Below are 13,186 nucleotides of genomic sequence, written 5' to 3' on the forward strand. Positions count from 1 at the left end.
CCGACGTGATTCCCCGGCTGCCAGGAATGGATCAGGTCCCGCCGTGGCTGTCGAAGGTGATCACGTCGGGTGGCGGTCGCGGCACTCGGCGCAGGAGCTGTGAACTCGAGGGAGAGTCATCATCGTGTCCGTTGCACAGTCAGCCGTCGAACGCGTGCGTGTGTCCGCGGAGCCCGACTGGTACGAGTCGGCCGGTATATCGCTCGGTGTCCGGGTCGGGAACCTGGTCTTCACCTCGGGGCAGGCCCCGATCGACGCCCGGGGGGTCACGGTCGGCGTGGGGGACTTCGAGGCTCAGGCCCGTCAGGCGCTGGCGAACCTCGCCACGGTGCTGGAGAACGCGGGCTCCAGCCTGGCCGACACCGTCAAGGCCACCGTGTTCGTCACCGACATCACGCGGCAGGACGTCTTCGCCCGGTTGCGCGCGGAGTACTTCCCGGACGAGCCGCACCTCGCGGAGTCGTTCGTCGAGGTCTCCTCGCTCGCCGACCCCGAGTGGATGATCGAGATCGAGGCGATCGGTCTCGTCCGCTGAGGCACGGGGCCGAGGGCCGGGCCCGGGGGAGACCCGGGCCCGGCGCGGGGGTCAGCAGGTGCGGTTGACGTAGTGGGCGCCCTGGATCTTGTCCGCCTTGCCCAGCCAGGTCCGGCCGGGGCCGACACACTGCTCGCGGTCCTTCGCCCTGGCGACGCGGACCTTGATGACGACGTGGGAGCCGTCCGAGGTGCAGTGGTTGTAGTAGGCGTCGGTGCTGGTCTCGTAGAAGCCGCACGGGGCGGCGGTCGCGGGGGTGACGGCCACCGTGCCCAGCGGGGTGAGCGCGAGGGCGAAGGCGGAGAGGGTGCCGGTGACCAGGTGTCGGATACGCACGCGGGCTCCTTGATCGGGTCAGGGAATGCGGCGCCGCTGCACGGGCGCCGTTTCCGAGAGTCCCAGCCCCGCCCCCCGCACCGGCGCAGACGGTCCGCGGTTCACCCGGACGGGGAGGGCGCGCGGGGAGGCCCCGCACCGGCGCTTGACTTCGAGCGCGCTGCAAGCTGAAGACTCCCGTTCGTGCCCGGAGGAGCCGGGCGCGCACGGGAGGAGCCCCCATGAAGTACCGCACCATCGGCAGCGATCCGGCCACCCGCCGCGAGGTGAGCGTGCTCGCCCTCGGAGCCATGCTGTTCGGATCGGTGACGGACGAGAAGACCTCCTTCGCCGTGCTCGACCGCTACGTCGAGGCCGGCGGGAACTTCATCGACACGTCCGACAACTACGCGTTCTGGGTCGACGGCGGTCAGGGCGGGCAGAGCGAGACCCTGCTCGGGCGGTGGCGGCGCAGCCGGGGCGTCGGTGACGAGATCGTCATCGCCACCAAGCTCGGCGCCCGCCCCCTGGCCCCCGGCACCAGCTACACCGACAACCCCGAGGGCCTGTCGGCGAAGGTGATCCGCGAGTCCGCCGAGCGCAGCCGGGACCGGCTCGGGGTGGAGCGGCTGGACCTGCTGTACGCGCACATCGACGACTTCACCGTGCCGCAGCGCGAGACCGTCGAGGCGTTCGGCGCGCTCGTCGCCGAGGGCACCGCCGGGCTGCTCGGCGTCAGCAACCAGGCGATGTGGCGGGTGGAGCGGGCCCGCGCGCTGGCCGCCGCGGCGGGGGTCCCGGGGTACGAGGTGCTCCAGTACCAGCACAGCCTGCTGCGGCCCCGGTTCGACGTGCCGAGCGACCTCTTCCCCGACGGCAGCCTCGGGCACGCGGGGCCCGAACTCCTCGGCTATCTGCGGGCCGAGCCCGGTCTGACGCTGGTCGCCTACTCGCCGCTGCTGACCGGCGCCTACGTACGCGACGACAAGCCGCTGCCGCCGGACTACGACCACCCCGGCACGCCCGCCCGGCTGGCGGTGCTCCGCGAGGTGGCCAGGGAGACCGGCGCCACCCCCAACCAGGTGGTCCTGGCCTGGCAGATCGGCGCCGGGATCGTCCCGCTGGCGGGGGCCTCCTCGGTGGCGCAACTGGAGGAGAACCTGGCCGCCGCCGACCTGGAGCTGACCGCCGAGCAGCGGGCCCGGCTCGACGCGGCGCACTGACGGACCGGCAGGTCCAGGTCCGTCACAGGTGGCGGCGGCGGTCGGCGAGCGCGCGGACGTACTCCTCCCGGGCGGCCGTCGCGGGTGCCCGGGAGGACACCTCGGCGACCGGCACGTCCCACCACGCCTCGGCGGGCGGCGCGGTCGGCGCCGGGTCGGTCTCGACGTACACGCACGTCGGCCGGGTCGCCGCCCGCGCGGTCGCGAGGGCCGCGCGCAGCTCGCGCAGGGTCTTGGCGCGCAGCACGTCCATGCCGAGGCTGGCCGCGTTGGCCGCGAGGTCCACCGGGAGCGGGTCGCCGGTGAAGGTGCCGTCGGGGGCGCGGTGGCGGTAGTCGGTGCCGAACCGCTCGGCGCCCACCGACTCGGAGAGGCCGCCGATGGAGGCGTACCCGTGGTTCTGCACCAGGACCAGCTTGACGGGCAGCCGCTCCTGCACGGCGGTGACGATCTCGGTGGGGTTCATCAGATAGGTGCCGTCGCCGACCAGCGCCCACACCGGGGTGCCGGGCGCGGCAAGCTGGACGCCGATCGCGGCCGGGATCTCGTACCCCATGCAGGAGTAGCCGTACTCCAGGTGGTACTGGCGCGGGGACCGGGCCCGCCAGAGTTTGTGCAGGTCGCCGGGGAGGGAACCGGCCGCGTTGAGCACCACGTCGGTGTCGCCGACCACCGCGTCCAGCGCGCCGAGCACCTGTGTCTGGGTCGGCACGGCGTCGTCGGCGCCGTGGAAGGCGGCCTCGACGACCCGGTCCCAGCGCTCCTTGCCGGCCCGGTACTCCGCCTCGTACGCCGGGTCCACGCGGTACCCGGACAGTGCCTCGGTGAGCAGTTCGAGGCCGGTCCGGGCGTCGCAGACCAGGGTGCGGGCGGCGAGCTTGTGGGCGTCGAAGCCGGTGATGTTGAGGTTGAGGAAGCGGACGGCGGGGTGCTGGAAGAGGGTGCCGGAGGCGGTGGTGAAGTCGGTGTGGCGGGTGCCGACGCCGATCACCAGGTCGGCGGTGCGGGCCAGGGCGTCGGCGACGGCGGTGCCGGTGTGGCCGACGGCGCCGAGGTCGGCGGGGTGGTCGTGGCGCAGCGAGCCCTTGCCGGCCTGGGTGGCGGCGACCGGGATGCCGGTGGCGTCGGCCAGGGCCTCCAGCGCCTCCTCGGCGGCGCTGTGGTGGACGCCGCCGCCCGCGACGATCAGCGGCCGGGCGGCGGACCGGATCGTCTGCGCGGCGTCGGCCAGTTCCAGCGGGTCGGGGGCGGGGCGGCGGACCCGCCAGACCCGGTCGGCGAAGAACTCCTCCGGCCAGTCGGCCGCCTCGGCCTGCACGTCCTGCGGCAGCGCGAGCGTCACGGCCCCGGTCTCGGCCGGGTCGGCGAGCACCCGCATGGCGTTGAGCGCGGCGGGGATCAGTGCCTCGGGGCGGGTGATCCGGTCGAAGTACCGGGAGACCGGCCGCAGCGTGTCGTTGACCGACGCATCGCCCGCGAGGGGGTGCTCCAGTTGCTGGAGCAGCGGATCGGCGGCGTGCGAGGCGAAGTAGTCGCCGGGCAGCAGCAGGACGGGCAGCCGGTTGATGGTGGCGAGGGCGGCGCCGGTGACCAGGTTGGTGGCGCCGGGGCCGATCGAGGTGGTCACCGCCTGCGCGGAGAGCCGGTCGAGGTGCCGGGCGTGGCCGACGGCGGCGTGCACCATGGCCTGTTCGTTGCGGCCCTGGTGGAACGGCATGACATCGGCGTACTCGACCAGGGCCTGGCCGATCCCGGCCACGTTGCCGTGGCCGAAGACCCCCCAGGTGCCGGTGATCAGCCGGTGCCGTACGCCGTCCCGTTCGGTGTACTGGGCGGCGAGGAACCGCACCAGGGCCTGGGCGGTGGTCAGTCGGCGGGTGCGGGCGCTCATGCGGACCTCTCCGGAGCGGTGTAGAGGGGCAGTCGGGGGTCGGCCGGCCGGTCCGGCCAGGTGTCGCGGACCCAGGCGTGGCCGGGGTGGTCGCGGATCAGCCAGGCCCGGTCCTCGCCGGGTCCGGCCATGACGTTGAGGTAGTACATGTGGTGGCCGGGCACGGCCATCGACGGCCCGTGCCAGCCGTCGGGGATCAGTACGACGTCGCCGTCGCGCACCTCGGCCAGCAGGTCCGTGCCCCGGCCCCGCCCGGAGGGGGAGACCCGCTGGTAGCCGAGGCCGGGGGTGCCGTCGTGGCCGGTGAACTCGTAGTAGTAGATCTCCTCCAGCTCCGACTCCTCGCCGGGCCGGTGCTCGTCGTGCTTGTGCGGCGGGAAGGACGACCAGTTGCCGTCCGGGGTGAGCACCTCCACGGCGATGAGGTTGGCGCACTCGAAGACGCCGGCCGCGGCGAAGTTGTTGACCTGGCGGGAGCAGTTGCCGGTGCCGCGCAGCTCCACCGGGACCCCGGAGGCCGGGCCGTAGCGGGCGGGCAGTCGCCGGTCGCAGCGGGCGCCGGTGAGCGCGAACCGGCCGCCGCCGGGGGAGTCGACGGTGACCCGGGCGTCCCTCGGCGCGTACGCGAAGTCGCTGACGCCGCTGAACACATCGCGGCGGCCGGTGAGCCGGAAGGCGGTGCCGTCGACCGTGACCGTGCAGCTCCCGGCGAGCGGCAGCACGATCCACTCGCTGTCGCCGGTGCCGAAGGTGTGCGAACCGCCCGGCGGCAGCGGCAGCACCCGCAGGGCGGAGTACCCCCAGCCCGCGGACTCGGGGGTGACGTGCACGGAGTAGGGGCCGCTGCGTGCCGTGCCCGCGGAAAGGTGGTGCGTCATCGGGGTCTCCTCCTCGTCGGGCCGTCGGAGCGCCGGGGCGTCGGGCCGTCGGCACAGTCACAGGGCACTCGTGCCGCGCGTGTCACAGGCTGCGCAACCGTCACCCGCGTCACAGCAGCCCCACCGCCGTGTCCACCGCCTCCTCCACACTGCCCCGCGCCGGGTACAGCAGCGACCGGCCGGCGACCAGGCCCCGTACGGTGGGCAGCCGCAGCGCCTTGCGCCATCGTTCGTACGTCCCCTCCTGGTCGTCGCCCACCTCGCCGCCGAGCAGGACCGCCGGCAGGGTGGAGCTCTGGAGCACCTCGGCCATGTCGCCGGGGTCGTGGGTGACGGGGAGTTTCAGCCAGGTGTAGGCGGAGGTGCCGCCCAGCCCGGAGGCGATGGCGATGGACCGGGTGACCGCCTCCGGCGAGAGGTCGGTGCGTATCCGGCCGTCCACCCGGCGGCAGATGAACGGCTCGACGAAGACCGGCAGCCGGTGCGCGGCCATCGCGTCCACGGCACGGGCGGCGGCCTCCAGGGTGGCCAGCGAGCCCGGGTCGGCGTAGTCGACGCGCAGCAGCAGCTTGCCCGCGTCGAAGCGGAACCGGGCGAGGTCCTCGGCGCGGTGGCCGGTGAACCGGTCGTCCATCTCGAAGGCGGCGCCCGCCAGTCCACCGCGGTTCATCGAGCCCATGACGACCTTGTTCTCCAGCGCGCCGAGCAGCAGCAGGTCCTCCAGCACGTCGGCGGTGGCGAGCACCCCGTCCACGCCGGGGCGGGACAGCGCGGTGCACAGCCGTTCCAGCAGGTCGGCGCGGTTGGCCATGGCGAGCCGGCGGTCGCCGACGCCGAGCGCGCCGCGCGCCGGATGGTCGGCGGCGACGATCATCAGCCGGCCGCCGGTGCCGAGCAGCGGGCGGCGCACCCGGCGGGCGGCCGCCTCGGCGACCGCCTCGGGGTGCCGGGCCCGGACCGCGGTGAGGTCGGGGATGCCGAGGGTCATGAGGCGGTTCCGTCCGTGGTCAGGAGGGTGTCGATCTCGTCCGGGGCGGGCATCGCGGCGGAGCAGGCCAGCCGGGAGGCGACGAGGGCGCCGGCCGCGTTGGCGTACCGCACGGTCCGCTCCAGCTCCCAGCCGGCCAGCAGGCCGTGGACGAGGGCGCCGCCGAACGCGTCGCCCGCGCCGAGGCCGTTGACCACCTCCACCGGCACCGGCCGGGCCCGTACCTCCGTGCCGTCCCGGTGCACCGCGAGGACGCCCCGCGGGCCCTGCTTGACGACGGCCAGCTCCACCCCGGCCGCCAGCAGCGCCTCGGCGCAGGCCCGGGGCTCGCGGACACCGGTGGCGATCTCGCACTCGTCGAGGTTGCCGACCGCGACGGTGGTGTGGCGCAGGGCCTCGGTGTAGTGCGGACGGGCGGTGCCCGGGTCGGGCCAGAACATGGGGCGCCAGTCCAGGTCGAAGACGGTGGTGCCGGTCCGGGCGCGGGCCGCGAGGGCGGCGAGGGTGGCGGAGCGGCTCGGCTCCTCGCTCAGGCCCGTGCCGGTGACCCAGAAGACGCGGGCGGCGCGGATCGCGTCGAGGTCCAGGTCGCCGGCGGCGATCTCCAGGTCGGGGGCCTTGGGCAGCCGGTAGAAGTAGAGCGGGAAGTCGTCCGGCGGGAAGAGTTCGCAGAAGGTGACCGGTGTCGGGTACGCGCCGACCGGCGTGACCCAGCGGTCGTCCACCCCGAACTCCGCGAGCGCCCGGTGCAGATAGGCGCCGAACGGGTCGTCGCCGGTGCGGCTGATCACGGCCGCCGCCCGGCCGAGCCGGGCCGCGGCGACCGCGACGTTGGCGGCCGATCCGCCGAGGAACTTGCCGAAGGTCCGGACCTCCGCCAGGGATACGCCCGTCTGCAGGGGGTAGAGATCGACCCCGATGCGGCCCATCGTGATCAGGTCGAAACGCCGGGCTGAGTCGGCCATGTGCAACGCTCCTCGGGGTGGGCGGGGGCCTGCCGCCTCCCACATGTAGGACCCCTGGACGCCCGTGTCAACTGTATGTACGGACATTCGGACTTGTTGGCGAAATGATGTCTTGACAAAGCCTTGACAGGGGAGGCCCCAAGGACTTGTATCCGGTCCCAGTGCAAGGCCGTCTCCTCTCGGCACACGGTTCCCCGTCGCACAGTGAGGTGCAGCAAAGATGGACCGCTCTTCGCACGCCCGCTCCCGCCGGTTCGCCCCCGCACTCGCCCTGGCCGCGGCGGCGGCCCTCACCCTCGCAAGCTGCTCCAGCGGTTCCGGGGGCAAGCAGGCCGACGAGGAGGGGGCCGGCGGCGCCTCCGCCGGCCGGGCGGCCACGCCCCGTATGACGGTCGCCCTGGTCACCCACCAGGCCCCCGGCGACACCTTCTGGGACATCGTCCGCAAGGGCGCCGAGGCGGCCGCCGCCAAGGACAACGTCAAGCTCGTCTACTCCCACGACCCCAACGCCGGCAACCAGGCCAACCTGGTGCAGAACGCCATCGACCAGAAGGTCGACGGCATCGCGGTCACCCTCGCCAAGCCCGACGCCCTGCGCAGCGTCCTCGCCAAGGCCCGGCGGGCCGGGATACCCGTCGTCGGCCTCAACTCCGGGCTGAGCGACTGGAAGAAGATGGGCCTGCTGGAGTTCTTCGGGCAGGACGAGGGCGTGGCGGGCGAGGCGTTCGGCCGGAGACTCGACGAGGCCGGCGCCGAGAAGGCCGTCTGCGTCGTCCACGAGCAGGGCAACGTCGGCCTCACCCAGCGCTGCGACGGGGTGAAGCGGACCTTCGACGGCACCATCGAGAACCTTTACGTCAACGGCACCGACATGCCGTCCGTGCAGTCCACCATCACCGCCAAGCTCAAGCAGGACACCGGCATCGACCACGTGGTCACCCTCGGCGCGCCCTTCGCGATGACCGCGGTGCAGTCGGTCGACGAGACCGGCGGCAAGGCGAAGGTCGCCACCTTCGACCTCAACAAGGACCTGGCCGCCGCCGTCCGCGCGGGCGACATCGAGTTCGCCGTCGACCAGCAGCCCTACCTCCAGGGCTACCTGGCCGTCGACGGCCTGTGGCTGTACGAGAACAACGGCAACTACAGCGGCGGCGGCGAGCAACCGGTGCTCACCGGACCGGCGTTCGTGGACCGGACCAACGTCGAGCGGGTCGCCGCCTTCGCCGCGAAGGGCACCCGGTGATGAGCGCCGCCGGACCCGCGGTCACCGTACCGCCGGCCCCCGGGCCGGGACCCGCCGGCGGACGGACCCGGCAACGCCCCCTGGCGCTCCGGCTGCTGGCCCGGCCCGAGGTCGGGGTGTTCCTCGGCGCGGTCGCCGTGTTCGTCTTCTTCCTGATCGCCGCCCCCTCGCTCCGCCAGGGCGGCTCCCTGGCGACGGTGCTCTACCAGTCCTCGACCATCGGCATCATGGCGCTGCCGGTGGCGCTGCTGATGATCGGCGGCGAGTTCGACCTGTCCTCCGGGGTCGCCGTGGTCTCCTCGGCGCTCACCGCGAGCATGCTCAGCTACCAGCTCACCCTGAACGTCTGGACGGGCGTACTGGCCGCCCTGGTGGTCTCGCTGGCCGTCGGCGCGTTTAACGGCTGGCTGCTGGTGAGGACCGGACTGCCGAGCTTCCTCGTCACCCTCGGCACCTTCCTGATCCTGCAGGGCGCCAACCTCGCCGTCACCAAAGCCGTCACCGGCAACGTCGCCACCGACGACATCAGCGACATGGACGGCTTCGGCCAGGCCAAGGCCCTCTTCGCGTCCTCCTTCGGCGTCGGCGGCGTCCAGGTGAAGATCACGGTGGTGTGGTGGCTGGTCTTCGCCGCCCTGGCCACCTGGGTGCTGCTGCGCACCCGGTACGGCAACTGGGTCTTCGCCGTCGGCGGCGACCGGGACAGCGCCCGCGCGGTCGGGGTGCCCGTCACCTTCACCAAGGTCTCGCTGTTCATGCTGGTCGGCTTCGGCGCCTGGTTCGTCGGCATGCACCAGTTGTTCTCCTTCAACACCGTGCAGTCCGGCGAGGGCGTCGGCCAGGAGCTGATCTACATCGCCGCCGCCGTCATCGGCGGCTGCCTGCTGACCGGCGGCTACGGCTCCGCGATCGGCCCGGTCTTCGGCGCCTTCATGTTCGGGATGGTCAACCAGGGCATCGTCTACGCCGGGTGGAACCCCGACTGGTTCAAGACCTTCCTCGGCGTGATGCTGCTCGGCGCCGTCCTCGTCAATCTGTGGGTCCGCCGCACGGCGACCCGGAGGTGAGCACATGACCGACTCCCCCTTGGCCGAACTGCGCGGCGCCGGCAAGTCCTACGGCACCCTGCGCGCCCTGCACGGTGTCGACCTCGCGGTCCACGCAGGCCGGGTGAGCTGCGTGCTCGGCGACAACGGCGCCGGCAAGTCCACCCTCATCAAGATCATCTCCGGGCTGCACCAGCACACCGAGGGCGAGTTCCTCGTCGACGGCGCGCCGGTCCGCTTCACCACCCCCCGCGAGGCCCTGGACCGCGGCATCGCCGCCGTCTACCAGGACCTGGCGACCGTCCCGCTGATGCCGGTGTGGCGGAACTTCTTCCTCGGCTCCGAACTCACCAGGGGACCCTGGCCCGTCCGCCGCCTCGACATCGCCCGGATGAAACGGACCGCCGACCAGGAACTGCGCGCCCTGGGCATCGCCCTGGACGACCTGGACCAGCCCATCGGCACCCTTTCCGGCGGCCAGCGCCAGTGCGTCGCCATCGCCCGCGCCGTCCACTTCGGCGCCCGCGTCCTCATCCTCGACGAGCCCACCGCCGCCCTCGGCGTCAAACAGTCCGGGGTGGTCCTCAAGTACGTCGCCGCCGCCCGCGAACGCGGCCTCGGCGTCGTCCTCATCACCCACAACCCCCACCACGCCTACCTGGTCGGCGACCACTTCAGCGTGCTGCGCCTGGGCACCCTCGAACTCTCCGCCGCCCGCGGCGAGATCACCCTGGAGGACCTCACCCACCACATGGCGGGCGGCACCGAACTCGCCGTCCTCGAACACGAGCTGGCGCGGGCCGGCGGAGCCGATCCGGCGCCCCTCCCCGACCAGCGGGACCCGCGCTCCGTATCCTCCCCGAGGGAAGGGACCACCTGACATGGCCGCCGCGCTCGACCGCATCCGGGTCGGCTCCGCCCCCGACTCCTGGGGCGTCTGGTTCCCCGACGACCCCCACCAGGTGCCCTGGGAACGCTTCCTGGACGAGGTCGCCGAGGCCGGCTACTCCTGGATCGAAATGGGCCCCTACGGCTATCTGCCCACCGACCCCGCCCGCCTCACCGACGAGGTGGACCGGCGCGGCCTGAAGGTCTCCGCGGGCACCGTCTTCTGCGGACTGCACCGCGGCCCCGCCGCCTGGGACGCCGTGCGCGAACAGGTCGGCCGGGTGGCGTCCCTCACCCAGGCGATGGGCGCCCGGCACCTGGTCGTCATCCCCTCCTTCTGGCGCGACGACAAGACCGCCGAGATCCTGGAACCCCCGGAGCTGACCCGAGAGCAGTGGGCCCACCTCACCGAGGGCATGGCCCGCCTCGGCCGCGAGGTGCGGGACACCTACGGCCTGGACATCGTCGTCCACCCGCACGCCGACACCCACCTGGACACCGAGGAACACGTCGAACGCTTCCTCGACGCCACCGACCCCGACCTCGTCAGCCTCTGCCTGGACACCGGCCACTACGCCTACTGCGGCGGCGACAGCGTCCGGCTCATCGAGACCTACGGCGAACGCATCGGCTACCTGCACCTCAAGCAGGTCGACCCCGCCGTCCTCGCCGACGTGCGCGAGCAGGGGCTGCCGTTCGGGCCGGCCGTCCGGCGCGGGGTGATGTGCGAACCACCGGGCGGGGTGCCCGCGCTGGAACCGGTGCTGGCCGCCGCCCAGCGGCTCGGCGTCGACCTGTTCGCCATCGTCGAGCAGGACATGTACCCCTGCGCCCCGGACCGGCCGCTGCCCATCGCGGTACGCACCCGCCGGTTCCTGCGCTCCTGCGGGGCCTGACCCGGCGGCGGGCCGGCTCAGGCCCGCCGCACCTCCGCCACCGGCACCGGACGGTGCTCGCGCAGCGACAGCGCGCACGCCTCCGCGATCCAGCCCGCCTCCAGCGCCTCCTCGATCGGGCACGGCGAGGGCCGGACCCCGGCGACGACCTCGGTGAACGCGGTGAGTTCGGCCCGGTAGGCGGCCGCGAAACGGTCCATGAAGAAGTCGTGCGGCACCCCGGAGGGGAAACTCGCCCCGGGCTCGGCCGAGCGCAGCGGCAGCCGGTCCTCCAGGCCCACCGCGAGGGAGTCGGCGAACCCGTGCAGCTCCATCCGCACGTCATGGCCGCGCCCGTTGTGCCGGCTGCTGGACACCAGCGCGATCGTGCCGTCGTCCAGGGTGAGGACCGCGCCGGTGGTGTCGGCGTCCCCGGCCTGACGGATGTACGCGGCCCCCCGGTTGCCGCCGACGGCGTACACCTCCCGCACCTCGCGGCCGGTCACCCAGCGGATCATGTCGAAGTCGTGCACCGAGCAGTCCCGGAAGATCCCCCCGGACGCGGCGACGTACGCGGGCGGTGGCGGCGCCGGGTCAAGGGTGGTCGACCGTACGGTGTGCAGCGGGCCCAGTTCCCCGGAGCGCACCGCCCGCCGGGCCGCCGTGAACCCGGCGTCGAAGCGCCGGTTGAAGCCGATCTGCACCGGCACGTCCCGCCCCGCGACCGCCTTCAGCACCTGGACGGCCTCGGCCATGGTCCGGGCCACCGGCTTCTCGCAGAACACCGGCACCCCCGCCGCGACCCCGGCCCGGATCAGCGCCGGGTGCGCGTCCGTGGCCGCCGCGACGACCAGCCCGTCCACCCCGGCGGCCAGCAGCGCCCCGGGGGAGTCCACGACCCGGGCCCCGAACCGCTCGGCGGCGGCCCGCGCGGCCCCCGCCACCGGATCGCAGACGACGAGGGCCTCGACCGCGCCGAGCCCCGCGAGGGTCTCGGCATGGAAGACACCGATCCGACCGAGACCGAGGATGCCGATGCGCATGGGGTGCTCCTTACGGGTCCTTGCGGGTCCTTGTGAGGCTCGGCAGGTCACGCGACCGGGTCGACGCTCACCCAGGTGCCGTCGCGGGCCGAGCGGGCCATGGCGTCCAGCACGGTCGCCGCGCGCACCGCGTCGGTGAGCGTGGCACCGTACGGGGCGCCCTCGGCGACCGACCGCAGGAAGCGGTACGCCTCGACCACCTTCAGGTCGTCGTAGCCCATGGCATTGGCGGCGCCCGGCTGGAAGGCGCCGAACTCGCCGTGGCCGGGACCGACGTACACCGTGCTGACCGGCTGGTCCTGGTAGGCGGTGCCGCGGCTGACGCCGAGTTCGTTCATGCGGCGGAAGTCCCAGAACACCGCGCCCCGGGTGCCGTGCACCTCGAAGCCGTAGGCGTTCTGCTCGCCGACCGAGACCCGGCACGCCTCCAGTACGCCGCGGGCGCCGCAGGCGAACCGCAGCAGGCAGGAGACGTAGTCCTCGTTCTCCACCGGACCCGGCGGACCGCCCGCCGCCCGGGCGTGACCGGCGGTGGCGGCGGCCGGGTGGGCCCGCTCGGGCACGAAGACCGCCGTGTCCGCGGTGAGCGCGGCGATGTCGCCGAGCAGGAACCAGGCGAGGTCCGCGCCGTGCGAGGCCAGGTCGCCCAGCACCCCGCTGCCGCCCCGCTCCCGCTGGAACCGCCAGGTCAGCGCCGCCTCCGGATGGGCGGCGTAGTCGCTGAACAACCGGATGCGGACATGGGTGACGGTGCCGATGCCACCGGCCGCGATCAGCTCGCGGGCGGCCTCCACGGCGGGCGCGTTGCGGTAGTTGAAGCCGACCGCGCTCCGCACGCCGGACGCGGCGACCGCGTCGGCCACCGCGCGGGCGTCGGCGGCGGTGAGGCCGACCGGCTTCTCGATCCAGAGGTGCTTGCCCGCCTCGGCCATGGCGACGCCGATCTCGCGGTGCAGGAAGTTCGGCGCGGTGACACTGACCGCCCCGACCCGGGGATCGGCGGCGACCTCCCGCCAGTCCCGGGTGGCCGACGCGAACCCGAACCGGGCGGCGGCCTCCTCCGCCCGCCCCGGCACCTCGTCGGCGACCGCGACCGGCTCCGGGCGCAGCGGCAGCAGCGGATAGTGGTGGCGGACCCGGGCGTACGCCTGGGTGTGCACCCGGCCCATCCAGCCGAAACCGACGACGGCGACCCCGAGCGCATCCACCATGAGAACCACGCGAGCCCTTCGTTGGACCGGTCCACAGCCTGTATCCGCCACCCTCGGGGCCGTCTCCGCACGGTGTCAAGGCTTT

General features: G+C 73.5%; 13 protein-coding genes. 6 read left to right on the forward strand and 7 right to left on the reverse strand.

Translation table 11 applies throughout. The features are described 5' to 3' along the window. Nucleotides 1-124 precede the first annotated feature (124 nt). Entirely contained in the window at nt 125-535 is a 411-nt protein-coding gene (locus IE316_RS17350) for a RidA family protein (protein WP_190205263.1), read from the forward strand. Nucleotides 536-586: 51 nt separating this feature from the next. Here the strand turns inward: IE316_RS17350 and IE316_RS17355 are convergent, their stop codons facing one another. Continuing rightward, on the reverse strand, nt 587-871 hold the full coding sequence (locus IE316_RS17355) for a DUF6355 family natural product biosynthesis protein (RefSeq protein ID WP_190205264.1): 285 nt from the start codon (nt 869-871) through the stop codon (nt 587-589). Nucleotides 872-1,092: 221 nt separating this feature from the next. Here IE316_RS17355 and IE316_RS17360 point away from each other — a divergent pair, with 221 nt between their 5' ends. Then, complete coding sequence (locus IE316_RS17360; RefSeq protein ID WP_190205265.1) at nt 1,093-2,073, forward strand: aldo/keto reductase; 981 nt, start codon at nt 1,093-1,095, stop codon at nt 2,071-2,073. A gap of 22 nt (nt 2,074-2,095) precedes the next feature. Here IE316_RS17360 and iolD read toward each other — a convergent pair whose 3' ends face one another. From iolD to iolC, 4 genes are all read right to left on the reverse strand, one after another. Next, the gene (gene iolD, locus IE316_RS17365; RefSeq protein WP_190205266.1) at nt 2,096-3,964 is read right to left on the reverse strand and encodes a 3D-(3,5/4)-trihydroxycyclohexane-1,2-dione acylhydrolase (decyclizing); all 1,869 of its coding nucleotides are present in this window, start codon (nt 3,962-3,964) and stop codon (nt 2,096-2,098) included. Continuing rightward, nucleotides 3,961-4,842, reverse strand: coding sequence for a 5-deoxy-glucuronate isomerase (gene iolB, locus IE316_RS17370; protein ID WP_190205267.1), 882 nt, complete (start codon nt 4,840-4,842; stop codon nt 3,961-3,963). Before iolB ends, iolD begins: the two co-directional genes overlap by 4 nt. 109 nt (nt 4,843-4,951) lie before the next feature. Next, complete coding sequence (locus IE316_RS17375) at nt 4,952-5,830, reverse strand: Cgl0159 family (beta/alpha)8-fold protein (protein WP_190205268.1); 879 nt, start codon at nt 5,828-5,830, stop codon at nt 4,952-4,954. Next, a complete protein-coding gene (gene iolC, locus IE316_RS17380) occupies nt 5,827-6,795 on the reverse strand; it encodes a 5-dehydro-2-deoxygluconokinase (RefSeq protein WP_190205269.1) in 969 nt (322 codons plus the stop codon). The genes IE316_RS17375 and iolC overlap by 4 nt, the downstream gene beginning before the upstream one ends. A gap of 220 nt (nt 6,796-7,015) precedes the next feature. Between iolC and IE316_RS17385 the strand changes: the two genes are divergently transcribed. From IE316_RS17385 to IE316_RS17400, 4 genes are read left to right on the forward strand one after another with little or no spacing between them, the layout of a single operon-like run. Next, nucleotides 7,016-8,038: a sugar ABC transporter substrate-binding protein gene (locus tag IE316_RS17385; RefSeq protein ID WP_190205270.1), complete on the forward strand. Its 1,023-nt coding sequence runs from the start codon at nt 7,016-7,018 to the stop codon at nt 8,036-8,038. Beyond that, on the forward strand, nt 8,038-9,105 hold the full coding sequence (locus tag IE316_RS17390; protein ID WP_190205271.1) for an ABC transporter permease: 1,068 nt from the start codon (nt 8,038-8,040) through the stop codon (nt 9,103-9,105). Before IE316_RS17385 ends, IE316_RS17390 begins: the two co-directional genes overlap by 1 nt. 4 nt (nt 9,106-9,109) lie before the next feature. Beyond that, nucleotides 9,110-9,964: an ATP-binding cassette domain-containing protein gene (locus IE316_RS17395; protein ID WP_190205272.1), complete on the forward strand. Its 855-nt coding sequence runs from the start codon at nt 9,110-9,112 to the stop codon at nt 9,962-9,964. Nucleotide 9,965: 1 nt separating this feature from the next. Further along, entirely contained in the window at nt 9,966-10,868 is a 903-nt protein-coding gene (locus IE316_RS17400) for a sugar phosphate isomerase/epimerase family protein (RefSeq protein ID WP_190205273.1), read from the forward strand. 17 nt (nt 10,869-10,885) lie between these two features. Here the strand turns inward: IE316_RS17400 and IE316_RS17405 are convergent, their stop codons facing one another. Both IE316_RS17405 and IE316_RS17410 read right to left on the reverse strand, forming a co-directional pair. After that, on the reverse strand, nt 10,886-11,890 hold the full coding sequence (locus tag IE316_RS17405; RefSeq protein ID WP_190205274.1) for a Gfo/Idh/MocA family protein: 1,005 nt from the start codon (nt 11,888-11,890) through the stop codon (nt 10,886-10,888). A 47-nt stretch (nt 11,891-11,937) separates the two neighbouring features. Then, the gene (locus IE316_RS17410; RefSeq protein ID WP_190205275.1) at nt 11,938-13,101 is read right to left on the reverse strand and encodes a Gfo/Idh/MocA family protein; all 1,164 of its coding nucleotides are present in this window, start codon (nt 13,099-13,101) and stop codon (nt 11,938-11,940) included. Between the last annotated feature and the right edge of the window lie 85 nt (nt 13,102-13,186).

The sequence above is a fragment of the Streptomyces fumanus genome (assembly GCF_014655295.1).
GTDB classification, from domain to species: Bacteria; Actinomycetota; Actinomycetes; order Streptomycetales; family Streptomycetaceae; genus Streptomyces; species Streptomyces fumanus.